Consider the following 25607-nt stretch of genomic DNA (forward strand, 5'->3'; position numbering starts at 1 on the left):
TTGCACCGAAAGAATACGTCCTCAAAGGCGGCAGAAAGCCCACCGAACTAAACTCAGGATCAACCCCGAAGTATTTCGTCCACGTATACAGGTTCTGTCCCTGAAAATAAAGCTTCACTTCCCGGAATACCTTTCCCTGAAGAGGAATGCTATAAGCTAATTGGACATTCTTCAGCCTCACAAAAGAAGCATCAGACACCGTCGCATCACTCACCTGAAACAGCTGATGCGAAGCCGTAGGTGCCACATGATAAGGCATATAAAAACCATTTGGATTTTCAGCGGACCATACATTCAGCGCTTCCACAGGAAGATTATTCATCAAGCCAGGCGAAGCCATCAGACTGTTATAATTCCTGCTCTCCTGTTTTACAAACTGCAGCAGCACAGACAGGTTCCAATTACCATACTTAAAATCATTCGTCAGACCCCCATAAAACTGCTGTCCCAGGTTCCTGATAACCTGACGGTCATCAGGCGAAGCAATCTTACCGTCACCATTAAAATCCGTAAACGCATACTGCCCCGTAGAAGGATTAATACCATTAAGCTGATACAGCTTTATAATATTTACAGGCTGTCCCACCACATAGGTGTTGGCATAGGAAGAACCTTCCAGCCCAGGAAAAGACAACAGCTTATTTCTCGGAAAGCTTATATTGAATCCGGCATCCCACGAAAACGAATCAGCAGAACCCCTCACCAAATCCCCCTTCAACTCAAACTCCCAGCCCTTGTTCTGAACCGTTGCTCCAAGATTCGCCAATACAGAAGTAAACCCCGTCACTGCCGAAAGCTGATAACCCAGCAGCTGACTGGAAGACCTGTTATCATAGTATGCAGCCGTCACGTTCAACCTGTTTTTAAACAACCCCAACTCGAGCGCAGTTTCAAACTTCAAAGTCTTCTCCCAACTAAAATCAGGATTATACAACCTCGACGGAATCAGTCCCACCACACCATTATAAATCAGTGTTGAGGTCACATACGTGTTGAGGTATTGGTTCTCCCCGATATTATCACTTCCCGAAGAACCATAACTCCCTCGAAGCTTTCCAAAACTCAACCACGAACTGTCTTTCAAAAACGCCTCCTTTGAAAACAGCCACGCAGCACCCACAGCACCAAATGTTGCAAACTTATTGTTCGGTCCAAACCTGCTGCTTCCATCCCTACGCCCTGTAAAGTTCACAATATACTTTCCGTCATACTGATAATTAACCCTACCGAACAAAGCAGCATAGCGGTATTCAGTCTTCACATCATCAGAGACCACCTTCGTCTGAGCCGCACCAATATTATTGATAAACACATTGCTCTCAAAACCAAACCCCTGAATCGCAGCATTCGTATTCGTATCCCTCTGATACGTTCCACCAACAAGAACATCAACCGAATGCTTCCCTGTCTTAAAAGAATAATTAATCTGAGGTTCTACCACCATCGACAAACGGTTCTGATTACTCTTAGAAGCTGCAGACTGAGCTGACGTCATCCCCGATGACGGATTGTTTGCCGTATGCGGACGCAGCGACCATTCCTCAAAAGTCTGATAAGTCAATCCTCCATTCAACCTTAGCTTAAGGTTCTTCACCACCTCATACTCCGTAGTGATATTATTCAAAAACTGCAGCTGATCATTGGTATAAGTATTCCGGTAAGTTGCCAAAGGATTATTGAACGTATTATTCTCCCAATTCAGATTCCCAGAAGAATCGTACAATGAAGGCGCATTCGGAGGAAGCAGATACGACGTATTGGTAATGTCCGAAGTCAGCACATTATTATCCAATGCAGAAAACATGTTCGACATATTCAGGCTGAACTTCCTGTCCTGAGATCGATGTGCTATATTTGCAGAAACAGTACTCGTCCTGTACTTAAAATCCTCACCAAACACCGTTGTCTGTTCATTATGACCCAGGCTCACCAAAAACGAAGTCGTATCACTCCCACCACTCAAAGAAAGCTGAGAATTCGAAAGCGTGGCATATCTGCCAATCAATTCCTTTCTCCAATCTGTAAAACGATTCTGATCCCAAGTCCCGTTCACATCATACGCATTGGCAGGATAAACAGAAATGTTATCATTTGCAAAAGCCTGTTTACGCATCGCAATATACTGCTCCGTATTCATCATCTCCAATCCCGATACAGCATGACTCAAACCATAGGAAGAATTCAAAGTCAGCCTGAGATTCCCTTTTCGGGCTTTCTTTGTCGTAATCAATACTACTCCATTCGCACCACGTGATCCATAAATAGCCGTAGCATCCGCATCCTTCAGAATCTCAAAACTCTCAATATCATTAGGATTAATACTGTTCAGAGGATTCACATTCGCCATTGCCAGCACCGTTCCACCATACCTTGAATTTACGCCACCACCAACAGGCACCCCATCGACAATATACAACGGCTGATTCCCATCAATCTCAGAATTAGACCGTGTACGCAATGAATTCCTACCCCTGATCTGAATATCAAATCCACCACCAGCAGTCCCCGAATTCTGAGTTATCGACACTCCAGCCATTCTCCCCTGCGCAGCCGCAAGAACATTCGTCACAGGCTGATTCTCAATATCAGCAGCACCAATCTTGGCAATACTTCCCGTCCTCTCCCTATCCTTAACCTTATAATAACCAGCATTAAGAACAACTTCCTCAATACCCTTCACTTTCTGATTTAAGACAACATCCACTACATTCCGATTACTAACAGCAACAACTTGCTCTGCATAATCAGAATGCCTAAAAACAATCAAAGGATTATCACCTGAAATACTAAGATGGTAAACACCACTTTCATTAGTAACCGAACTCTGATCACTGCCCTGCTGTGATACGATCACACCGGATAAAGGTAAATTATCTGCGGTAACCTTACCGCTAATCATCTTAGTCTGAGCCCTAGCCGAACCACAAACAATGGTCAACATAAAGACAAGACTCATGCTTCCTATGTTAGAATAGGATTTTTTCATAGTTTTGTATGGGTTTTAATTTTATTAAACTCCTTGATTATTATTGAAACTCTTTCTGCAACTGTAAATTCCACTCTACTAAGCAGAAAGAGTTCTTTCTTTTATACTATTATTTAAATATCTAATATTCAATCAAAGAGAATTTCTGTTTCATTTTTATACGTTCTTGTATTTATATTAATATCACTACCGAATTCAGGTCTTTGAAAACAAAACTCTCTAAGTGCCCCTTAGCAAAAAAAAAGCAAAAGGATATTTCTCCAGTCTACCTCAAGGCACCAGAAAGCATTAATTAATATGAATGAAAATGTGTCCCGTGTAAGCTTAAAAGCCGCAATAGGCTGTACCTTCCTATTGTACTGTTTCTCAATGAGAAATAATCAATTTAACCTAAAACAGCTCCAACCATCTGACCATGCGGACCGCTACTATTATTGTCTTTTTGTATTAAATTCCCTTCGTGCTGAAAAAATATTTGGAATATTGAAAGAAAGCCAGTACTTTTAAGGTGTGAGTTTAAAGCGTACTTTGTCTTTCCCTTACTATTAAAGGAATTTCGGAGTGTGGCGGTAATTAGTTGAGGCTATACCTCTTCTACCTGCATTATTTCGGGCAGTATTGGTATAGAGCTGTAGTTTTTCCTTTGTTTTGCAACACCTACTCAGGTGGACAAATAAGCAGAATGGTTGAAAATGTCGTCCTCATAAATATTTTAGTATTTAGAACGATGCTGTTTTGAGTAATCCTAAAAACGCAGTAGGACGACCTCGCAACTCTGATCGTGGTTCCGCCAGAAACCGTCCTTTAAATAAAGGTTGCCTCAAAGTGTTAAACGAGGTACGCCCTACTGGAATATTTGCAAATATACAAAATACCAGTAATAGGCGAACACTCGTCAACTCGTGGCAATCTGGCGGATTTAGAACGAGTGACATCGTTTATTCATACAGTATCAGCTGTTGAATTTCGCTTATCAATAATTACAAATATACAAAGTTTTACGTTAAACGCAAAACTTTTAATTAATATTTTATGAAATTAAATAGACTAAAAGAAGTTTTTGATGAGTTTGGAGTTAAAAATCGAACATTGGCAACTATCCTAAATAAGTCAGAATCTACAATATCATTATGGCGAAATAATAAAAGGCAACCATCACTGGAAGAATTTCATATCATTTCAAAGTTGCTTAGAGTTAACATCCATGAACTTATAGAGAGTACAAACTGGGAAAATGACAATTCTATAACATATAAAGAAATTTCAGAAAAGATAAATAAAATCCGTATTAAAAAAATTTGAAAAACAATATTTCATTTAAAAAAAATAATATTATTTAGTATTATTATGACTAATCCTAAAATAGGTTTACAAGTTTTACCATTAAAATACTAATGCGGAAGATTTTGATTTTCCGGATTTTTTGTGGATTTTTTCCGGGGTTTTCATCTTCAGGCTAATATGTGGTCTTTTGTTCTTGTAAATATAAATACTTTCCTTCACCATTTGTTTTAAATCCTGAATGTTTTTGCATTTATAAATTAAAAATTCCTGCTTCAATATTCCATTTATTCTTTCTGCCAAAGCATTTTGATAACAATCATAGCCGTCAGTCATTGAGGGGTGTACGTCTTCAAACTAACTTAGACATTTTGGAATAAATCCTTAAGGAGTATTTAGTTTTATAAATTTATTAATTTCTGTTGAAAATACAACTTTCTTCTTTTTCGGATGGATTCCGCTTTTGTTTGCTTTCTTTTTTCCAAAATCTGCTCAGATCTTCCGAAGTAACATCTGCCGGAGGAAGGTTTTTCAAAGATTCGTGATATCGCTTGTTGTTGTAGTTTTCTACAAATTTTTCTAAAGCTTCCACTAATTCTTCTGGATGGTAAAAATGATTGAGTTTAACCACATTTTTCATCGTTATATGGTATCTTTCAATTTTGCCCTGGGTTTGCGGATGCATAGATTTTCCGTGAACCTGTTTCATCTTCAAATTGTCTTTCAGGTAGGTTCTGAGCTCGTTTGACACGTAACAGGAACCATTATCTGAAAGTAATTTTGGCTTGGCTTTAGACTTTAATTTTGCTTTTTCAATCGCCGTATTTACTGTTCGTTTTACATCTTCAGCCTTCATCGAATCGCATAGCTCCCAGTGGATGATATACCTGCTGTAGTCGTCTAAAACAGTGCTCAGATAGTACCAACCCCAGCCAATAACTTTAAAATAGGTAAAATCCGTCTGCCACATTTGATGTACAAATTCTGTTTTATCTTTAAATTCATTTGCTGCTGAAAGTAAAAAATGATTCGGTGCTGGGATTAAATCCCTCTGCTTTAAAATCCTCTAAACACTGGATTCTGAGATGAAAACACCTTGCTCATCGGTAATTTTGTGCGCCAATTCTCTTGAGGAAAGTTCGGTGTTTTCCAAAGCGATTTCTACTACCAAATCTTTTTGCTCTTCCGGAATGCTGTTCCACTGTCTTTTAGATGTTATTTTGCTTGTCTTCAAGCCATCATAGCCATTTTCAAGGTATTTATGATACCATTTGTAGAAAGTACTTCTTGCAATCCCAAAGTTTTCTAGAGTTTGTTTTACGCCAATTTCACTTGTAGTAACTTCTTGAATAATTTCGTATTTCTCACTTGCTGATAATCTCATAAACTTTCTGTATTTATGGGTTAATCCAGCATGTCTAAGCTTTTTTTACAATGTCATTGCGCAGAACCAAATCGGCAACCATTTGGCTACGCCGAATCTTCGATTTCCTTCAAGCGGACATTTTGACTTCGTCGAACCACTTCGTTAGGTTTCTTTCTTCAAATCAGACACTTCATCACTCGTGGCTTCTCTGACAACACCACCATTGAGCCGTTTTTTTTTACGGATATCTTTTACGAATTTTTCGGAACTTTTCTTTTTAGGTGTTTCCATAATTAAATGTAATTATTTTTTTGAAAACACTCCTTAAATTTTTAATGTCTAATGTCCACTTTTTGCTGACGATTTACACTAAAAATACTGAGCCGATTAAGTAAGTTAATCGGCTCAATAAATAATACAAATGTGTAAGAACATATTTACAATCAATATAATAACAATTAAATATTATATTAAGTGACGTACTTTTATCCGCTTGAATTTCTTACCAATCCCCATTAAAATTGCTTCATTATTCTTAATAATAAGCTCTCCTTTTCCGAGGCTAGCAATTGCCTGTTTTAAATCCTGTAGTTCCGTCGAATTCGCGCCATAAAGATCTTTTAATACTCCATCATTAATTGATTGTTGCTTCATTATTAATGGATACTGAGCATTTGCATAGAAATCAAAATGTTTTGATTTAAAATGTTCCATATTTTGAGTTGCTAAAACTACACTCATTCCTTTATTCCTACCAACAGCAATCAAATTACGCAATGGCTTATTATCAAAATCTAACATGTAATGTGCCTCATCTATTATCGTAAAATGTCTTAATTGCACTTTTTCACCATCATTAGCTTGTTGCGTTAGATTTTCATAAATTGAATTTAGTTTTGAAATAATAAAATAGACTATAGCTTTACCAACAGGACCATCACTGGCATATTTATCCATTTTTATAATAAAACTATTGTTTACTAAATCTATTTTATCTTCATTTAAGAATAGATTCGATCTTATCAATTGATTTAAAACTGATTTAACACTGTCGATTTTATCTTTATCATTTTTTGGTTGAGCTGCAGTGTAAGTATCATAGATCATTTGAAATGTAATAGGGAGTCCCTTTGTCTCTATATAAGCATCAATAATTGCTTCAGAAAGTCTATTGCTCATATTAGCACTAATTGAAGCTCTATCAATTGCACATAAAGCATTAGCCATTTCTGTTGAGTAAATATTTATCTCATTTTGATTCGCATTTACAAAATTCTTGAATGGCGTAAAAGGAAGAGGAGCGACAATAGGATCTAAGATTGATGAACGATCAGCCGCAAAATGATTTAGCCAAGCGTTATTTGCCACATCAGAGAACTCACCTTTATAATCGAAAAATAAAAAATTAACAGGATAGCTCGTTTCAACAGAAAGTGATCTAATTTCATTCATTAAAACTGCTAATAAATTTGATTTACCCGAACCTGTTGTGCCTGCAATTAATATCTGAGTGTTTGTAATTGCAGTACTATTCATATCAAGAAAAGCAGGAATGTTGTCTGCATATTCTCCAATATTTAAGTTAAGATGTGGAATTGCATTTGCATTAGCTGTCTTACTGCCACTAAACTGCAACCATTCTAAAAGGTTATCATTTTCTAAAAGATAATTTGCACCTTTCAGTATCTCAAAGCATATAATTTTACTTCTTGTAATATGATCGTCCCAATTTACATTAAGGTTATTGTATCGATAATGCAATAAAGTATTCAAATAATTGGATAAGTTATGAACAGTAAATAATGTTGGATGAATACTGTTACTCGTCATCTGAAGGTTTTGAAAATCGTTATTTCTAGTATTGCTTAATGATAAGCCTGCTAGCAAGGAGATTCTCATATATTTAGCATTTCCTTTTACGGAAAATGGTTTATTGTCGAACTCGTATTTATCTAAATTTAAAATTGATTCTAGTTTATAGCGCAGCTCTTCCATTTTAGGAGCAATGGAATCTGCAATACGTAAGTTGGTTTGTAAAGTCAGCATAGGAAAAAAATTAAGCGTTAAAATACCCTTCTCTTACATTAGTTAATTGATTCACTTTATCGCGATCCAAAGTATATTTTTTGGCAATAAATCCTTCTATTTTTAATAAATCTTTATCTGTGCGGATTTCGCTATCCGTACTTAAAAGGATTGTTTGGTGAGATAATTTTGGAAAATAATTTTCTAATAATGAAGCCCTACTTTCTTCATCTAAATACCCCATTACGGTATCAATCATAACAGGAGGATTATAATCTCCAAATTGATGTAAAGCTTTTAGTAATACTTGAACAATAATTTGTTTGGACGCTGCATTTAATTCTTCTAAGTAAATTTCATTGCCATGTTTATGATAAATTTTGAATGTCAAATCACTTAAATTTTCAGAGAGTTCAACTTTGCCTATTTGATCTGCATAAGCTACCAATGTGGAATTTAAATCCTCTTGCATTGTATTCTCAATTCGTTGCTTTTTTGCTTTTAATAACTCGTTAGAAATTTTTGAAAATACTGGCTCCAACTTCTTCAATACTTCAAGCTTAGGATTGGGAATTTCTTCTTCTGAAATATCAAACTTATTCAGTTCAGAATTCAGTCTAACAATTTCCAAATCTAAATTAGCAATAGAAGCTTTTAGATCACTCAAAATACTTTCATTATTTTCATAAGATTCAATTAGTGAATTATCGTCATTAGAAAGATGGCTTTTCGCTTCCGCTAAGTCTGCTTTTAATAATGGAAGTTGTTTTAATTCCTTTTGCAAGATATCTTTTGAATGATGAATAAAATTAAAACTATTGATCGATGTCAAATTTAACATTGCTCTAATCACTGATAATTCTTCATCCGAAAAATAGCTAAAATCGTTACCTCCTTGATTTTTATTTTGTTCCTCTTTTATATAGCTTAATATACCATCAGAAAATGATCCAACTTCATTTGCTGCCCATTTATTATCATTTAAATAATCCGATATTTTTTTATGAATATAGTCTAATTGATTTACGGAAAACTGATTGGATTGTGATGATTTGTCATTTGAGTTTATTATTAAACTAAGCTCTTCTTTAATGGTGTCCAAAAGTTTTGGTAAAAAAGATTGCAACTCAATTTCATCTGCATATTTCGCCACTACATGAACATATTCAGCTTCTTTTGCTTTTAGATCATCAATTTTACTTTCTATATGTTTAATTTGATCTTGAAACTCTTGTTGGAGATTCTTTCCTTCTTTCGCTTTTTTGTATAAATCCTTTTTATCAATAGAATAACCTAGCTTAACTTTTAATTCTTCCTTTAAAGACTTAATTTTGGTTTCAATTTCAGATTTTTGATCAATTATTTTCTGATATTCAAGTCTTTCAGATTCTAATTCAATCGAGTCGGCAATGTACTTTTCTTTTAATTTATGAGTAGCTTCTTCTAAGTTAATGTATTTATTAAAGCCCATTACATTTTCAATATTCTCTTTTATCACCCTAGATAAATAATCTGCCTTTAAAAGCTCACCAGACTCCATCGCATCAAATAGAAAATACTTACTGAGTTCCTTCGGGAGATTGGCTTTGATAATCTTATTAACTTCCGCTTCCATTTTATTTCGTTGGCTAAAAGGCATTGCAGAACCATAGGTAAATACATCTCCATTGAAATTTAAGCTTACTGATTCCACAGGTTGATTTTGTGTGTTTATCGCATAAACCCTCTTTATTTTATATAGGAAGTCTTGCGTAAGGACTTTTCCTTTAAAATCAATTTCCAGTTCAATTTTAACATCATCAGAATAAGGTGTAGCCGCAGATAATAATCTTTTGAAATGAGATAAATCTTTGACTTCTAAGCCATACAATGCGGAATAAATTGCCTGAAACAAAGTTGTTTTACCTCCTCCATTTTGACCTCCAATTAAAACAATAGGTTGATCAGGATTAACGGATAAATCTAAGTCCACCTCTTTATAGGTCTTATAATTTTTTGCGTAAATTTTAGTAATTAACATAGCGCTTTCAATTATTAATTTGACAAGGCTTTTTCGACCAATTTTTGTAGGGATTTTGCATCCATTTCCTCATTTTTCATCTTAAGTTCATGGTATTCCTTCAAAATAAAATCTTTGAACCAATCAAAATCTATATTTGCTTCTTCACAAATTTTCTTTATAATTTCCATATCCTCGTTGCGGATACCGTAATTCATAAACACTGCATCAAGACCTTTATTCATAAATACTATTATTTTTTGTGTTAATTCGTTTTTACAATTTGGTAGCTATATCTGTAAAGCCTGTTGTTGATTCGATATATTGATTCTCACTGAGATCAAATTCGGAATAGTAAAACTTCCAAATTCCAGACATTTCCACAGGAATAAGAACGCCTCCAAAATAATTTCCATCATTGGCTGCCATCCATCGTCTTAATGCATTATGCTTATTCGCATCAACAATATCCGATTTAAGAGTTTTAGTATCAAATAAACCAATTCTATTATCCTTAGTTACTACTATAAAATCTACATAAAACAAACGCTTTACTCCAGAATTATCTTCATAATCTATTGCAAAGTGTTCTCGACCACTATCACCGTTTTTATACCAATATTCTATCTTATCTTCATTCTCAATCAAGAAATTTTTGAATAATTTCTCGGGATTAGAAGCTCCTATCTGCTCATAAAAAGGAAATAAAGCGTGATTGTCTATATCTTCTTTTATATGTTTTTCACTGTAATACCTTTCCTTTGGTATCGACCAATCACTATATTCAACTCTTCGTCTTTCGTTACCCTGTGCTTGCTGCCAACCGTCAAATTTTTCTAAAGCTACTTTAATATCGTCCAAAATAATAGCTTTGTTTGGAGGGTACAAATAAATTTTTCGAGCATCAAACTCAAAAGATTGCAAATAATACTCAGCAAAATTGATTAATGTTTCCCTCATTTTTCGCCACGATTTTTCTTTGATTAATCTTGTAATGCTATCGTAACAAAAACGATCAAAGTACATCCTAAACTCCTCATTGGTAATTGCAAATTCTTTGCGGCTACCCATATTGATTTGTGTAGCGGCTACTTGATAAGGGTCAACCGAAATATCGGCAGGGATCTTTATTTGATGGGCGTCAATTTCAAACTCCCATCCTTTTTCGATCATCTTATCGGTATTCTCTTTTTTTATTCTTATGACATCTTCATCATCATCAGCACGAGGTGTAAACAAATCAATATCTGGCAATTGATTAATCCCATATTTGTTTTCCATGTAAGAAAAGAAAATGGATTGAAAGCGCGTTGTTAAAGTTGCACTTGTCTTACGGTCGTTAATCATTTGGGCTGTTGGCATTGTTGCAAAAGCCCAAGCTTTATCATCTTGTCGCACAGCTAATAACTTATCAAAATAGTCTGAATCTGATGGTACTAAATTGATTTGATTGGTTTGGATGTTGGTATATACATAACCATGGTTAAGATCATCATTTCTATAATGTCTGCGATGTGGCATTCTTAAAATTCTACCTACTGTTTGTATCCCAAAATCTTCTGAGCGAACATTTCTGTAACTTACTAAAATTGCTGCACGAGGACAGTCCCAACCTTGCGCGATGGCTTGTTTAAAAATTAAAACATCTTGTAATCCGTTAGGTTCTTCTAGTCCATCTTTATTCTTTTCACCAGATAACCAAATGGCTAATCGACCGTTATTGGTAGAGATATTATAATCTGAAGCTAAAAGTCCTTCTAAGGTTTCGCGAATCGACTTATCCTCCTCGGACATTGTTACAGAATCCGAAGGTAGCTGAATAAGAATTAAGGGATTAATCTTATTTTCTCCTACTTCCTCATTATAAAGCTTCTGTAATTCTGCCTTCTTTTCAAAGGCTTTTCTTAGCAAATGTATATGAACATTTTCACCATTCTGTTGAGCAGGATCGAGACCAATGTTTAGTCGAACCGATTTTTTTATTAATTCTTGGTCAATAACCTCCTTACGCTGCACCACCACATTACGGTCTGGCATATGATTGGGCGTTGCTGTGATGAGGATTTCTACATCTGCTGCAATTAATTCTCTCACCGCTTTGGCTTGTGCACCTGTAAAGGCAGAAAGATGCGCCTCGTCTATCACTAAAATTATCTTAGTGCCGTTTGTACGGGTATTTTCTATTAAAGATTCTAGGTTGATATTGCTTTCGTTTTCTTTACGCCAAATATTGGTTGCCGAACTTAAGCTGCTCCAATTTGCAAATAGCAAATCGCCTTGGTTAAGAACAGGATTGCTGGAAAGTTCGCTTAGGTTAATACAATTTAATCGTCTTTGTTCTTCATATAATGCATTAAGAGAATCGTAGCTTTGGATGTGTAAAGTATTAGGCGCAAACCATATAAATGCCATATTGCTATCTAAACCAGGATGCAAATGTGCCTGATCTACAATACGATCTATTAAGGCAGCAGCCATAACTGTTTTACCCGCTCCTGTTGGTGCTTTTAGTAATACGGGTGTTTGGGCTTTGCGTTCTTCTAATGCAGAAATAACGTGGGCTTGCAGTTGATTAACTGCTTTTTCTTGAAATTCTAATAATGTGTACATGGCATTAGTTTTCTTGTGATGGTTCTTTTTTTACCGCTTGCTTTTTATCTAGTTTTAGAGTGCGGAAGGTAGCACGATAGGCATTATAAATACTATCTGGCAACGGTACAGCTTCTATCTTATCTGCCACCTCGAAGAAATCTTCTTCTATAGACTCTCTCTCTGGGCTGAATGCATACATTTTTACTTTTTCTTGAGTCTCTAGATTTTGGATAATCTCTATAAGCTGCTGTGTAACCGCTTCTTGATCGCGAGAATGGTAGATAACTAGCATATATTTACCTAAACCGTTAGTAAAGATTTTGGCTTGTTTTTCTGAAACTGCAAAATTTGCGGTATGATCTAGGAAACAATCTTCTTTGATGCAAAGTAAATCTGTAGAACGCGCGGTTAATAACCTGCGGTTAAGCTCAGACCGGTTGCTTGGGACAAAATCTGATTGAAAATAACGCAAGTTATTATTGTGTAAACCTTCTACCTCATCGCCTTTAGCATTGGTATAGCCTTGGATAACTCGTTTGTTACGCTCATAGGTAACTTCTTCTGCAATTTTGTTTTCGTTGTTGGTTACCAAGATGCACTGACGATTGCCATCATCTTCTGCATTAAGCGCCATGGTTGCATGTAAAGTCGTCCCTGAGCCGGCGAAGAAGTCTAGGATTATCTTAGGATTAGGATGTATGTTAGATAACAGATATTTAGAAGCAGAAGTAACTTTTGGATACGGAAAAGAAATGCCTAAATCTTTCATTAAAGTTTCATCAGATGAACCATTATTATAAATTGATGGAGTTACTTCTAACAAATTTTCTTTAAGTAAATATTTTCTTCGAGGTTGTGTCTTTTCATCTTTACCGAAAATTACAAGATTATTCTCCAAATAAAAATCCATTGTGGAATCAGTATTTCTCCATCCTTTGGATGGAACAGGACATTCCTTTTTAGTTAATGGATGGATTAATGGGCGATGTGATCTCGTTCCAGGCTTATCTGGAGCTGCCATTGAAACACTTTGATATACATCACCATTTTCATCAATAAATTTATATCCCTTTTCTCCTCCTGAAAAATCTTGCTTACTCAACCAAGATTGGAATTCCACATTAACTAATTCTAAATCATATACAACTTCAAAATCCTTCAAGACTTCCTTAGAGTAGTTAAATGGCTTAACAACTTCTTTTATAGATTCAGGAATTTGCAACTTACCAATCTTATTGAATAAATTTTTAGCCTTATTTAGAATGTTTGTTGCATTAGGCTTGGCTCTTTTTAAAATATTTATACTTGAATTTTTGAAAATTTCTTTATTCTTAGCATAAATTAAGACATATTCATGCATTGTCGCAACTCCAACAACCTCACCTTTTGGATTTAACTTATTCCATATTATAACTCCCAAAAAATCATCTGTTGTAAAAACTTCTGTCTCCAATAGTAAGTTTAATGCGTCAAACTCGTTTTCATCAATATGACAAATAAATACGCCATCATCAGCTAATAATAGTTTTGCAACTTTTAATCTTTTTGAAATAAACGCTAACCAAGTGGAATGTTTAAATGGATCATCTTTTAAAATCCACTTATCATTATATCTAAATTCATTTTCTTTCCCAGTATTGTATGGAGGATCTATGTAGATGACATCTATTTTCCCTTCGTGGGTGTATGATAAAGCGGTTAAAGCATGTAAGTTATCGCCTTCTATCAAAATATGGTTGGGTGCTTCTTTGTCCTCAGAAATAATTGCGCGTTCTTTTACTTCTTTAAAAACGGGAAGCCTCTGGCGAAGCTGCTCTTCTACATCTTCGGGTTTGTCTTCCCATACTAAGCCGTATTTCTTTTTGTTGTTCACCAACTCAATAAGATAAGCTTGCTCTTCGTTGGTAATATCTTGTAGTTTTCTGATCTTTGCGATCAACTCTTGTTTGTTCATGGGGTATTTGTCGGCAAATAATCTTTAAAAATACTATTAAAATAGAGGTAGTACCAAATTAATTTTCAAAATAATCCTTCCAGAAGTTTTCACCAGGATTTGGAAGATTCCATTTTTCCACAAAAACATTAAGAATATTTCTGCTTCTACTTTCAATATCCTGCGTGTTCCACGATTTGATATCTAATAATTGCTTTTCGGATTCGTAGATTAAGTTATTTCTACCAATAGCAGTTTCTATACGCGTTTTATGACTCGCAAAATCTCTATCGCCATGGTTATTATTCGACATGAAAAGATTACCTAAAGCATACGAGTATTTCCTTTTTTTGTTGACTCCAAATCGGTTGATCTCTGGATACAAAATACGAACAGATGGACTGCTTTCGGGGTAAATTTTGTTGACACTAATTTCTTTTTGAATGATATCTCCAGAAATATGTTCTTCATATTCTTTTAATACAAAATGAATCCCGTCCCAATTGTAAAAATAAAGTCCATCCGCTAAATTCCTATTTACCAAATCCCAAGAAAAATGACTTACTCTAGAATTTAGCAAGAGTTCGGTTAGCGAAGCATTAGAATTAGCTGCTCTTCCCGTTTTAAAAAAACAATTTACATCTCGGAAAGTAGCTTCTTGATTAAAATTGGTTTTGTTGCCATGGAAAAGGAAGCACATGATGTTATGTCTTTCAGCAGCCCAAAGGAACTTTTCTATATTTTCGACATCCAGCTCCTGCTGAGGCGTTAAAGCCAAGCCATCTTGACATTTTGGAAGCAACCTCACTAAAACCGCCAAAACTAAATTGAGCATATACCTTCCGTAACCAAAAGGAAAACTATTGAGACGCAGCAAAGAGCGTTGTATTGCGGGTGTATAGTAATACTTGAATTCGGGATCCTTTTCAACTTCATAAGGGTTGTTTATAAAATACCAAAGTACAATTGCCCTTCTCATGTTCTTTAACCAACTTTGAGTCTCGGACGGTTTCATAAAATGATTTCCATGTATGTTTTGAAGGCTGAAATCTTTTTCAAATAAATTCTTTTGATAGGCTTTGAAATCTTTAGCCACCATGGTTTCATTAGAGAAATACAATAACCAAAAAGCTTTTAGAAAAGCATCATCATCCATCACCTTTTTAGGATCTGGATTCCTACCCAACCATTTGTAAATTTCTAGCCATGTTTTATTGATGTCTTTGCGGGTACTTGAAATTCTTGTCTGGCTTAAACTCTGTTTAGACAATAAATACAATACCCTATTTTTGAAACGCTCTAAACCAGAAAGTTGCTTGCCTCTGAAGTTTAAAGTTTCAAAAACCATAGAAATATCCAAATTACTCCCCGCTGCTTCACTTAAATTAAGAACCGAAAAAAGAAGCCTATCCGTTACCTTACTAATTAAATCTCGACAATTGGTTTCGTTATATTCTTCTAATTTTTGATTGAAATAGTTTTTTGCAAAATCTAGATTATGGGTGTATAAAGTTTCAGTTAGTTCTGGTTGATAATCATCATCTTCAAAGATATCATGTATCAAATAATTATGAGATGGCACATCTACGTGATAACCAAATAAATACCTGTTTTTATCATCGTGCATGTAAAAATATTGTCTGCTGTATTTTAGTCGTTCCGCAGGATCTCTTAGTCTTTTAACCAGCTGTGATAACAATATTAATATTGTTGTAAGACGTTGTTGCCCATCCACCAAATTGCAAGGATCGTAGGTTTCTCCATTGATTAGAATAGTATTATCATCACGATTTATAAGGTGAGAAAAGCCTTCCTTGTCTAAAGATTTAAAATCTTGTTCAGAAAAATTGTTTATGGTTACTATTCCTGTGAAGTGGAATGCGTCATTTGCAATATGTATATTGGTAAGATCAGCCCATAGATCGTCTAACTGAGACTGCTCCCAAGAGTATCCTCTCTGATAATCTGGAATTCTAAATATTTTGTTTCTGAAAATTTCTTTAAAAGGTAGAATACTGGCCATAGTTTTTCATATTAGTGATTGTGATTTGTATTTGTGCTTTCTAGATTTAGCTATTTTACTACAAAGCTCAGAATCCAAGTAATAATAAATCCTACAGCTATAATCGCCATTAAAATTGTATTATTCTTACTGGCTTTTTCTTGAAATATAAGATGGCTTTTTGAAAGTTGCTCAATATCATTTTCAATTTTTGAGAGTCGCTGAAAAAAATTAGTTTCATCAATTTCCTTCTTTTTCTGATCCACATTGTTAGAAAGTTCAGAAAATTTAGTCTCAGTTCTCGTAGAAAAGTTTTGTATTTTTTCTTCAATATTTTTAGTAGATGATTCTACATGTTGTTCAAAATCGCTTACAATTGCCTTTACTGCTTGTGTAGTTTCAGAAGATAGTGCGCTAAAATCATTAATAGATCCATTTGACATCATCTTGAAGTTATCAATCGAACTGGAAACATTTTGCGAAAATCTTGAAGTTTGAGATTCCACATTCTGATGTACAGAAGCTAAATTTTTATCTAAATTTGAAATTGCCGTATTAAATTTCTCTTTAAATGATACTTCATCTGCTTGTAATGCAGCATTAATACTAGAAATATTCTTTAATACCTCATTATATTTTGAAGTCAGTTTTTCAGTTTTTTCAGCTAAAGTATCTACCTGTTCACGAGAAGATTTTAAAAGTTTTAGATTATCTTCTAATTCTACTAACGTATTATTTATTTGGGTTGTATTCATCTGTAATATATTGGTTTTTAATTAAATTGAGTTGAGCGTTATGTACTTGTAAAAAAACGTCTATTTCTAGTTTTTCAAAATCTACTTCTGTGTTGAACTTTTCAACGAATTTATTGTACTTCTCAAAAAGTTGCCAGAAATCCTTTTGAAGCTCCGCCCTTCTAGAAGCTTCAATCATACCTTGTTTATACCTTATATAAAACTGGTTGATTAAACTTTCATTAGCCTTTGTACCCAAATAAAGAAGGCAAAAGGATTCTAATAAATAAAGTGCAGGATTACTATCAGTAAGAGAGCGACTTATTAATCTAACAGCACCATACAAATGCCTTACATTGTCTAATGGAGTACCCGTACCTACAAGGTCATCATCTATCACTCTTAAATATTTCCAGACTATTTCCTCTGAGGAAACCTTGCCTCTATCTGTATCTTCGACCAAAGAAAAAGCTTCGCCATTGTCCGATTTATAATCTGGTTTTGCATATTTTGAGTTGAAATAATAGTAAAGGAAATCTTTAAGAATTTCATTTCTTGTTATCCAATGCGTATTCTCATCAGCTCCTTCTATACAGAAGGTACGCATATCATCAATTGCTCTTTTCCTTTTTTCAGAAATTTTATCGTAAACAAAAGTGGTTAAATAGGCCAAACATTGATAAATTTCTTTTTTCAAAGGATTAACATCACTTTTAACATCAATTTCTCTTGCTTTTTCAATTTCTAAGGCAGCTCTATCAGCTGTATAATATCGAAGTAAAAATCTTTCTAAGCCTTTTAAATATTCCCCTTCTTCCTTTCGTTTTGTAACAATTCTGAATTTTTTAGAGTCATAATTTTGAGTGAAGTCTTCAATTAACTCTATACAGCACATTCTATAAATTGCCTTTTGAATATCTGCAGAATCTTGATCGTTATAAGGAACAAAAACAACGATACTTTGATCTAATGCACTTTTTAACAAAGAACTTAAAAATCCATTGTATATTTGATCATCACCCTCGATAGAAATTTGACTATGACTTAAGAGATCATTCATGAATCTTTTCTCAATATGATCGCCTTTAAAATTATTGTTAAAGAAGAACATAATCGTTTCATAATCAGGATTTAGATAATTAAAATGTTTTTTACTAATTTTTAAATTTTGATTTTGAATAGACTCTACCAACTCCACTTCAGGCATCCAACCTTTACTATCTGCTTTAACCTTTTTGAGATCGCATCTCGTAAACTCGGTACAACTAGGTCCACAAGTTCCCGATTCGAACATGTTATTATCTTTATGACAATGCAACTTCACTATATCGTTAGTTGGGTTTGCTTTAATGATAAATTCTTCTGGAACTTCAAGCTGATAGAATTTTAGAATTTTTTGTAGATCACCTTCATAAAACCATTTACCTTTTAACAATCCTATTGGAAATGCAATAATATTGCATTGCTGACTTAATGTTACCAATGAATAATCAGAGACTAATATTGAAGCTAAAGCCATTCTACGATCTCGACCTGCTCGACCTGCTTCTTGAACAAAGCTTTCTAAAGAACTAGAATAATTCATATTCACCGTAAAACGAACATTTGGTTTATCTATCCCCATCCCAAAAGCCTTTGTGGCAACCATTAATGGACTTTTGTTTTCACGGAAAATATCCAAATTCCGCATCGCATCCTCGTCATTATCTTTTCCTGAAAATGATGCAGTATCAACAATATTTGCAGTTTTTAAATTATATGCATTTTTATTTACGGAAACCCCAGTATTATCAACATGAGGACAAAAAACAATACCAGCATCTTTATAGTTACTTTTCTCCACAAAATAATTGTGATCAATATCAACTTCTAAATTCTGTTCTTGTCCGAATGTATTATTCTGTCTTTCAGCAAAAGCATTTTTAATAGAATTTATGTTATCAGTACTTTGAATTTCGTTAACATAAGCAGGGACTTTGGTAAGATAATTTTGTAAATAGGCACCTTTACAATCATAAGCCTTCCACTTTCCACCATAATTAACATCGATAGCTCTTGGAAGAGATGGATCAATCAAATTTTTAGTATCAAAACGTTGATCCAAATCAAATTGTAAACTTACTTTTTCAATTTTATATTGCAACTCTAAACGATTGGTATTCTCAAATCTCACAACTACATCGGAGTCTAACTCAAATGCACCATTGCCAGATAACTCTCTCTCTACATCTGCAAGAACGTCAAAAGAAGCGGTTGCAGTTAGTCCAAAAAGAGAAATTTCTTTATCTTTTGATCTTACGTAATTATACAGATTTCTACCTAAGTGCAAATATGAGAATCTAAAATCATGTCCCCATTCAGAGACACAATGTACTTCGTCAATAACTCCATAAGAGAAATACACGCTGTAGTCATGCATATGCCTTAATCGTTCTCTAAATGTGGCTATCGATAATCTTTCTGGAGACAAAAAGATGAAATTCAATTCAGAAGACTCTAATTGTTTTTCAATAATCGCTTTTTCCCCTGCAGATTGCGTACTATTTATATAAGCAGCAGAATCAATTCCACTACTAATTAAGCCATCAAATTGGTCTTTCATCAACGATTTTAATGGATCAATAATCATGGTCACACCAGGCTGAAGCAAAGCTGCTATTTGATATGTTAGCGACTTACCACCACCAGTAGGAAGTAACCCAATTACAGGTTTGTTCTGTAATGCACGATCCAAAATCGGTAATTGACCAGGTCTAAAACTTTTCTTCCGAAAAAGTAATTGCAAAAAATAAGTCAAATTATCTACTCTTTCAGAATTTTCTGTAAATTCACCACTATTGTCTTTAGAAACAATATTTCTATACTCAATTAGACTAGAAGTATAAATTAGTCTTTTACTTCTATTGGTGCCCGCTGACTTTATGTTGAAATAACAATTATTATATACTTGATATTCACTGAAATTTTCAATTTGATCAATCTTATTATCCAACATCGAAAGTGTTAAAACCATATGATAGGTTTTATCTTTTACACCGTCCATATTATTTTTCAACACATTAGAACCCTGATGCAATGGAGATGCTGCAAATTGTGTTTTATTGATAACTGTTAAATTATACTGTGGTAATTGTAAATCAGCAAAATCACTTGAAAGCTGACAAATATTGTTAAAAAGGTTTTTAAAATCCTGCATCGCTAATACTGCAAATGGGATGTCTAATTCCTCAACAAGAATCTCCCAGTGAGCAGATTTAATATCTAGGTGTCCAGTAATTAACGCTTCAATAATTACTTTATGAAATCTCGAGATTGCAAGTGGTGAAAAAATAAGTTGTAAATTAATTAAGTCATCATTTTCAACTTCTAACTTGTTATTAAAGTATTTTTCACACAAAGATTCAACAGAAATATTAAAGTTCTCTCTTGCATTAAATTTTATTTCACCATACTCTTCTGCATATTCAGTTTTAGAAAAGGCTTTCTCAAACGCCTTCTCAATAAATACACTTGATTTTGTAGGAAGGCCTCTGCAAACTATATTGTTTAGTACTGCTAAAATAGGATGTACATCTTCATAAATACTTGCTCCCAAATCGAAAGGTGCCGCAACTTCAAAATTCGTTAATTCGTAACCAATCTTTTCACCAGATATTTTTCTATTATTCTTTACTATATCCAATTCATAGCCACAAAGAAACTGTACAGGAGGATAATACTCAATAGGAATAAGATGTCCTTTTTCATTGGCCTCGAGTTTGTAAATGCGAGTTTTATTTGTCCACTTATCCTTGTAAAACCGATCTTCGAAAGCATAGGTTTCTTTAATTAAATCTCTTTGGAAATAATCTAAAAAAGCATCTATTCTTCTATTGTTAGGATTTAATGGCCCAACGCAAACTAAAAAATTATCAGAAACAACATTCTGATCAATGAGATTTGCTAATTTTTTTAAATCAATCTCAACTACATCTAAAATATTAGAAAAAATATGAATAACTGTTTCACCTTTATTGGTCTTTATTTCTTCGGATAAAATGTTTTCAAAATAGTTATTTATTGTCTTTAGGTTAAAGTCACCTCCATTTTTCAAGTACTTTTCGACAAACAATTGACCTCTCTTTATTGAAGCATTAGAAGGTTCGATTAAAGTTATATTTTCAACATTAGTAAGTTTACTTTTTGAAATTAGAAAATCTAAGAAGTTCACTGTACCCATTGCCTGTCCGCATCCCCAATCTATAATATGGAGAGGTTTATCAAAAATTTCATTTGGTATTCTTGCAAAAGCATCCAATAATTTTGATTGATGCATATTTCCAAAAGAGTATAAGTACTGACACATTTGCTCATGTGTATTCAGCATAGCAACGCCTCTTTTCAATTCATCATAAAAAACATCTCTCTGATTTCTAGAATATGACTTAACCTCATTTCTAGACAATTCTTGGAAATTATTAAACGAGGGTATGGGTAATTCGTTTAATTTATTTAGAAAGGTATTCATACTATTTAATCATCCGAAAAGTTAAATTAATCCTCTCTTTTAGTATTTTTTTAGATTTTGGAATCTGATGTTTCCAAAAGTGTTGTAACTCACCCATCATAATCAATACACTACCATGCTTTAAAGGAATATCAATCCTCTCACCAGTATCTTTATGCTTCAATTGAAATACTCTTTCCTCACCAAAATTCACTGAGGCGATAACTGGATTTTCACCAAGTTCTTTTTCAGCATCAGTATGCCATGAAATTGAATCATTTCCGTCTCGATATCTATTTAACAAAACCGAATTAAAGGAAGATCCCGAAAGATTCTCAATGTCCTTCTTAATATTTAGCAATAATGAATTCCATGCATGTGGATTTAATGTAATTCCAGAAAAAGAATATGGTTTGTCATTATCTCCATACCAAGTGGTTAATCGAGGAAATAGCACTTCCTTGCCATACATATTCATCTTTTGCTGTTCCCAAATAATCGAGTTTAGGAGTTCGCTAAAGTAACTATCGGCTACTTCCTTTTCATAAAAAGTAGGATTATAGATGTAAATGCCATTATCTATCTCGATCGGTTCTATGGAATTCTCATCTTTATCAAATAAAGATTGCATCATGTTTATTAAATGTTAAGAATGGTTATTGTAAATATTGTCAAACCTATTTTATAATCTTGATAATAAAAAGTATAATTTGTAAATATAATCAAAGAATTTGAATGCAAAATACGGAAGACCAGATCTTTTACGAATTTTTCGGAACTTTTCTTTTTAGGTGTTTCCATAATTAAATGTAATTATTTTTTTGAAAACACTCCTTAAATTTTTAATGTCTTATGTCCACTTTTTGCTGACGATTTACAATAGCGCCCAATATTTTGAAAAGAAACTTTAAAGCCGGCCAGCCGAACAAAAAATGGGCAACTGATGTAACTGAGTTTAAAGTCTCTGGAAACAAGCTTTATTTGTCTCCGATAATCGATTTATTCAACGATGAAATCATCAGCTATAATCTCTCAGAAAGACCTGTCTTTGCGCAGATTACAGATATGCTGAAAAAGAGCTTAAAGAAAATTAAAAATACAGAAAATATCATCTTACGCTCAGATCAGGGTTGGCAATACCAGATGAAGGCATATCAAAATATCTTAAAAGAAAAAGGAATTATTCACAGTATGTCCAGAAAAGGGAACTGTCTGGACAATGCCGTGATTGAAAACTTTTTCGGAACACTGAAGTCTGAGATGTTTTATACCAAAAAGTTTAAAACAATCAATGAGTTGAAAAAAGAAATAAAACAATACATCACTTATTACAACAACGACAGAATACGATTAAATCTAAATGGAAAGAGCTCGGTACAGTACCGAACTCTTTTCCTTAATAATTTTGTTTAATTTTGTCTAAACTTTTGGGTGCAGTCTATCTCTGCAGGATTTTTATTATTATAAATTCTTAGTGCTATTAAGATCTATAAGTTATACTTTGACTCAATGAATTTGAATTATTTATTATAATAATGCATGCAGATAGTCAGCAGTATTGGTAAGACCATTTCTTCTGAAGCTTTCCAAAACCTGATATTCATCCATTTCAGGATTTTTCTTGTGCAAAACCAGTTCACGAAATGCTGCAACGGCAGTTTCGTGATTTAAATCAATAATGTCGGTAAGAAAGTCATCAGCACTTATTGCTTTCAATCCAAATGATTCCAAATATTCCTGAGGAAAATCTTTTAAATTATTTGTGACAATCACATTTGCATTGGTTTTGATAGCAGCTGCTAAAACATGTCTATCATCAGCATCAGGTAATATTAACTGATCAATCAAGCCTTGATAATTTTCACTAAAGCATCTGGAAAAGCCATATTCGCTTTTTGAGCTCGGGTTTCAGCAACATGCTCTTCAACACCTTTCCTAACCATTACGCTTTTTAATTCATCAAAAATATTACTACTCCACTTAGGAGTGTAAAGATCATAGTGAGCAAACCAGAAAAGTAAATCTCGTATTACAAGAGGAAAGATTACATTTGTATCTAATACCGCTTTATATCTAACACTATGAATCATACAAACCTATTTCTTCGTCAAAATTCATAATATCTATCAGGTGATTTTTCTGCTTTTTCTTCATTTCATTTAATGCATATCCGTAATTACAAATAATTTCGTACATTTAGCTGAAATTTAAATAATTAGATGGATATATTTAGCTTTACAGCTCATTTTGGGACAGAGGAAGATTGCAGAATTCATTTTAAGAAGCAGCGAGATAAAATTGGGGTGGCTTGCAAATGTGGTCATAAGGAACATTTTTTGGATAAAAAGCATCTGGACTTATGAATGTAAAAAATGCCGTAAAAGAACTTCGTTGAAAAGCGGAACGATTATGCAAAATTCTAATCTTTCGTTTTTAATTTGGTATAAAACTATGTTTTTGATGAGTGTCACTAAGAAAGGTTTCTCGGCTAAGGAAATCCAGAAACAATTAGGATTGAAGCGATATGAGCCCGTTTTGGGCTATGGTTCATAAACTGAGAAAAGCCATGGGCCAACGTGATGAAAGATATACTTTGGAGGGTATGATTGAGTTTGACGAAGGCTATTTTACGGTAGAATCTAGCGAGGTTGAGCAGGAAAAAGGACTACGCGGAAGAGGTGCCGCAGGTAAACAAAATGTAGCAGTGATGGCAGAATCTACACCTTTGGAAAGTATAGAAACAGGTGAAATATCAAAATCATGTAGATATTTTAAAGCCAAAGTTTTGGAAACCCATCTTTCACTTGAAATCAACGAAACGATTAAGAAATCAACTGATAATCAAAGTATTGTTTTCACCGATAAAAGTACCTCTTACGTTGATATTTCGGATTTCGTTGAGCTTCACATCACAGAAAAATCAAATGAGAAGACGACGAATGAAACTTTAAAATGGGTACATATCACCATTAGTAATGCAAAACGAAATCTTTTGGGAAATTATCATAAAATCAAAAGAAAGTATCTTCAATTATATTTAAACGAATTCATTTACAAACTAAATCGAAGATATTTTGGCGACAAACTCTTCGAAAGACTCGTTATTGCTAACATTACAGCAGTATGAATGAAAACGGATATACATTCAAAAAAACGATAAGTTTAGAGAAAATTCAGACTGGCTGAGAATAAATCAGACTTAAAATACAACAGGAAGCAATTATAGAAATTACTTCCTGAGGGACACAGTCATTATAACCGTATTGCAAAGATACATTTTTAAACTTAATATAATTGTATCATATTTTTTATATCTTCTACAATTTCCTCCCGAAAATTCTCCGGCTCAACCACCACTACCCTATTCCCAAAAGACAAAATCTCTTTTTTAAAATCATAGGTCGTTGACAGGAAATATCTAAAAAAACTCCTTCCATTTTCTTCTTTTAAAATACTTTGAGAATGATGCAGCGGTAAAGATTTAATGTAATTTCCCTGTTCCCAATCGAAAGAAAGGATGATTTCCTGTGGTTCGCCGTCGGCAGAGATAATTCCGAAGCTGTTTTTGAATGCTTCATTTACATCGTAGACTTGCTTTCTGAATTTTGTGCTTTTAATTTCCAGGTCTGTGATCCTGTCTAAAGCATAGGTCTTAATAAAGAACTTTTCTCCTTTAAATTCATTTGCTAAAAGATACCAACGGTGCTGAAATTCTTTTAATGCATATGGTTCAACGGCCCGCTTCGAAGTTTCATCTGTCCAGAATTTGGTGTAGGTAAAACTTAAAACATTTTGATGAAGAATGGCATGAATGATTCCATGAAGTAAGTTTAAACCTCTTGATTTTCTAGGCTCGAAAAACATAATTTCGGAATTAGCTTTGGTCTGTCTGTAAGCTTCCACCAAAAGCAGATTATCAAAAACAGATTCTTCGGCATTGGTTAATTCTTCATTTTCAATAAAATAAATTTTTTTGCTGAAATCAAATATTATTTTAATTCCCAAAACATTTTCCATGACTTCCCGGTCACGCTTGAAGGTACGCTCTGAAAAACTCAATTCCTTTTCCCCTTCGACGAATTTTATTTCGAGAAACTTATCAATTTCCGAATAAGTTGCGCCTCGTTTACCTCGGTTCTGTAAAAGCTCCTTAATGTATTGAAGCCTTAACATTTGCTCCTGCTTTGCCATAATTTTGTAATT

Annotated in this window: 17 protein-coding genes and 3 pseudogenes; 3 read left to right on the forward strand and 17 right to left on the reverse strand. The window is 33.9% G+C overall.

Translation table 11 applies throughout. From position 1 onward, the window contains the following. The coding region (locus BA768_RS12455; protein ID WP_065721031.1) for a SusC/RagA family TonB-linked outer membrane protein at window positions 1-2986 on the reverse strand (2986 nt) is incomplete at its 3' end. Between the two features lie 1032 nt (window positions 2987-4018). Here BA768_RS12455 and BA768_RS12460 point away from each other — a divergent pair. Further along, the gene (locus tag BA768_RS12460) at window positions 4019-4288 is read left to right on the forward strand and encodes a helix-turn-helix transcriptional regulator (protein WP_065721008.1); all 270 of its coding nucleotides are present in this window, start codon (window positions 4019-4021) and stop codon (window positions 4286-4288) included. 81 nt (window positions 4289-4369) lie between these two features. Here the strand turns inward: BA768_RS12460 and BA768_RS12465 are convergent. The 13 genes and pseudogenes from BA768_RS12465 to BA768_RS12515 all read right to left on the reverse strand — a co-directional run. Next, window positions 4370-4615 (reverse strand): annotated as a pseudogene (locus BA768_RS12465) (integrase core domain-containing protein); the annotation flags it as partial. A 64-nt stretch (window positions 4616-4679) separates the two neighbouring features. Beyond that, window positions 4680-5237, reverse strand: a complete 558-nt coding sequence (locus tag BA768_RS20910) for a DDE-type integrase/transposase/recombinase (protein WP_083206672.1) — start codon at window positions 5235-5237, stop codon at window positions 4680-4682. A gap of 96 nt (window positions 5238-5333) precedes the next feature. Further along, window positions 5334-5651 (reverse strand): helix-turn-helix domain containing protein, encoded by a 318-nt coding sequence (locus BA768_RS20915; protein ID WP_083206673.1) that lies wholly within the window; start codon window positions 5649-5651, stop codon window positions 5334-5336. 144 nt (window positions 5652-5795) lie between these two features. Continuing rightward, window positions 5796-5924 (reverse strand): hypothetical protein, encoded by a 129-nt coding sequence (locus BA768_RS21600; protein ID WP_262484174.1) that lies wholly within the window; start codon window positions 5922-5924, stop codon window positions 5796-5798. A 174-nt stretch (window positions 5925-6098) separates the two neighbouring features. After that, window positions 6099-7679: an ATP-binding protein gene (locus BA768_RS12475; RefSeq protein ID WP_065721010.1), complete on the reverse strand. Its 1581-nt coding sequence runs from the start codon at window positions 7677-7679 to the stop codon at window positions 6099-6101. A 10-nt stretch (window positions 7680-7689) separates the two neighbouring features. Continuing rightward, a complete protein-coding gene (locus BA768_RS12480; RefSeq protein WP_065721011.1) occupies window positions 7690-9678 on the reverse strand; it encodes an AAA family ATPase in 1989 nt (662 codons plus the stop codon). 14 nt (window positions 9679-9692) lie between these two features. Then, window positions 9693-9902, reverse strand: a complete 210-nt coding sequence (locus BA768_RS12485) for a DNA modification system-associated small protein (protein ID WP_065721012.1) — start codon at window positions 9900-9902, stop codon at window positions 9693-9695. A 31-nt stretch (window positions 9903-9933) separates the two neighbouring features. Beyond that, window positions 9934-12267, reverse strand: a complete 2334-nt coding sequence (locus BA768_RS12490) for a DEAD/DEAH box helicase (protein ID WP_065721013.1) — start codon at window positions 12265-12267, stop codon at window positions 9934-9936. Window positions 12268-12271: 4 nt separating this feature from the next. Further along, the gene (locus BA768_RS12495; protein WP_065721014.1) at window positions 12272-14203 is read right to left on the reverse strand and encodes a site-specific DNA-methyltransferase; all 1932 of its coding nucleotides are present in this window, start codon (window positions 14201-14203) and stop codon (window positions 12272-12274) included. Window positions 14204-14261: 58 nt separating this feature from the next. Beyond that, a complete protein-coding gene (locus BA768_RS12500; protein ID WP_065721015.1) occupies window positions 14262-16205 on the reverse strand; it encodes a DUF262 domain-containing protein in 1944 nt (647 codons plus the stop codon). A gap of 50 nt (window positions 16206-16255) precedes the next feature. Then, on the reverse strand, window positions 16256-16939 hold the full coding sequence (locus tag BA768_RS12505) for a hypothetical protein (RefSeq protein ID WP_065721016.1): 684 nt from the start codon (window positions 16937-16939) through the stop codon (window positions 16256-16258). After that, the gene (locus BA768_RS12510; RefSeq protein ID WP_065721017.1) at window positions 16917-21425 is read right to left on the reverse strand and encodes a DEAD/DEAH box helicase; all 4509 of its coding nucleotides are present in this window, start codon (window positions 21423-21425) and stop codon (window positions 16917-16919) included. The genes BA768_RS12505 and BA768_RS12510 overlap by 23 nt, the downstream gene beginning before the upstream one ends. A 1-nt stretch (window position 21426) precedes the next feature. Then, a complete protein-coding gene (locus tag BA768_RS12515) occupies window positions 21427-22038 on the reverse strand; it encodes an alpha-ketoglutarate-dependent dioxygenase AlkB family protein (protein WP_065721018.1) in 612 nt (203 codons plus the stop codon). Between the two features lie 248 nt (window positions 22039-22286). Here BA768_RS12515 and BA768_RS12520 point away from each other — a divergent pair. Continuing rightward, window positions 22287-22817 (forward strand): annotated as a pseudogene (locus BA768_RS12520) (IS3 family transposase); the annotation flags it as partial. Between the two features lie 114 nt (window positions 22818-22931). On the opposite strand, the gene BA768_RS21500 reads toward BA768_RS12520, so the two are convergent. Further along, window positions 22932-23252 carry a hypothetical protein gene (locus BA768_RS21500; RefSeq protein WP_199771505.1) on the reverse strand — a complete coding sequence of 107 codons (321 nt, stop codon included), beginning with the start codon at window positions 23250-23252 and terminating at the stop codon, window positions 22932-22934. Then, a complete protein-coding gene (locus BA768_RS21505) occupies window positions 23249-23494 on the reverse strand; it encodes a hypothetical protein (protein WP_199771504.1) in 246 nt (81 codons plus the stop codon). The genes BA768_RS21500 and BA768_RS21505 overlap by 4 nt, the downstream gene beginning before the upstream one ends. Window positions 23495-23623: 129 nt before the next feature. Here BA768_RS21505 and BA768_RS12530 point away from each other — a divergent pair. Next, window positions 23624-24531 (forward strand): annotated as a pseudogene (locus BA768_RS12530) (IS1595 family transposase). Between the two features lie 158 nt (window positions 24532-24689). Here the strand turns inward: BA768_RS12530 and BA768_RS12535 are convergent. Then, a complete protein-coding gene (locus BA768_RS12535) occupies window positions 24690-25595 on the reverse strand; it encodes a helix-turn-helix transcriptional regulator (protein WP_065721019.1) in 906 nt (301 codons plus the stop codon). Window positions 25596-25607: the final 12 nt, after the last annotated feature.

Origin of the sequence: Chryseobacterium sp. CBo1, assembly GCF_001693475.1 — a bacterium.
Lineage (GTDB): Bacteria > Bacteroidota > Bacteroidia > Flavobacteriales > Weeksellaceae > Chryseobacterium > Chryseobacterium formosense.

Bases quoted from the DNA above. Each gene is read 5' to 3' on its own strand.
- BA768_RS12460 (WP_065721008.1), top strand. From the start codon at position 4,019: ATGAAATTAAATAGACTAAAAGAAGTTTTTGATGAGTTTGGAGTTAAA.
- BA768_RS20910 (WP_083206672.1), bottom strand. From the start codon at position 5,237: ATGTGGCAGACGGATTTTACCTATTTTAAAGTTATTGGCTGGGGTTGG.
- BA768_RS20915 (WP_083206673.1), bottom strand. From the start codon at position 5,651: ATGAGATTATCAGCAAGTGAGAAATACGAAATTATTCAAGAAGTTACT.
- BA768_RS21600 (WP_262484174.1), bottom strand. From the start codon at position 5,924: ATGGAAACACCTAAAAAGAAAAGTTCCGAAAAATTCGTAAAAGATATC.
- BA768_RS12475 (WP_065721010.1), bottom strand. From the start codon at position 7,679: ATGCTGACTTTACAAACCAACTTACGTATTGCAGATTCCATTGCTCCT.
- BA768_RS12480 (WP_065721011.1), bottom strand. From the start codon at position 9,678: ATGTTAATTACTAAAATTTACGCAAAAAATTATAAGACCTATAAAGAG.
- BA768_RS12485 (WP_065721012.1), bottom strand. From the start codon at position 9,902: ATGAATAAAGGTCTTGATGCAGTGTTTATGAATTACGGTATCCGCAAC.
- BA768_RS12490 (WP_065721013.1), bottom strand. From the start codon at position 12,267: ATGTACACATTATTAGAATTTCAAGAAAAAGCAGTTAATCAACTGCAA.
- BA768_RS12495 (WP_065721014.1), bottom strand. From the start codon at position 14,203: ATGAACAAACAAGAGTTGATCGCAAAGATCAGAAAACTACAAGATATT.
- BA768_RS12500 (WP_065721015.1), bottom strand. From the start codon at position 16,205: ATGGCCAGTATTCTACCTTTTAAAGAAATTTTCAGAAACAAAATATTT.
- BA768_RS12505 (WP_065721016.1), bottom strand. From the start codon at position 16,939: ATGAATACAACCCAAATAAATAATACGTTAGTAGAATTAGAAGATAAT.
- BA768_RS12510 (WP_065721017.1), bottom strand. From the start codon at position 21,425: ATGAATACCTTTCTAAATAAATTAAACGAATTACCCATACCCTCGTTT.
- BA768_RS12515 (WP_065721018.1), bottom strand. From the start codon at position 22,038: ATGATGCAATCTTTATTTGATAAAGATGAGAATTCCATAGAACCGATC.
- BA768_RS21505 (WP_199771504.1), bottom strand. From the start codon at position 23,494: ATGATTCATAGTGTTAGATATAAAGCGGTATTAGATACAAATGTAATC.
- BA768_RS12535 (WP_065721019.1), bottom strand. From the start codon at position 25,595: ATGGCAAAGCAGGAGCAAATGTTAAGGCTTCAATACATTAAGGAGCTT.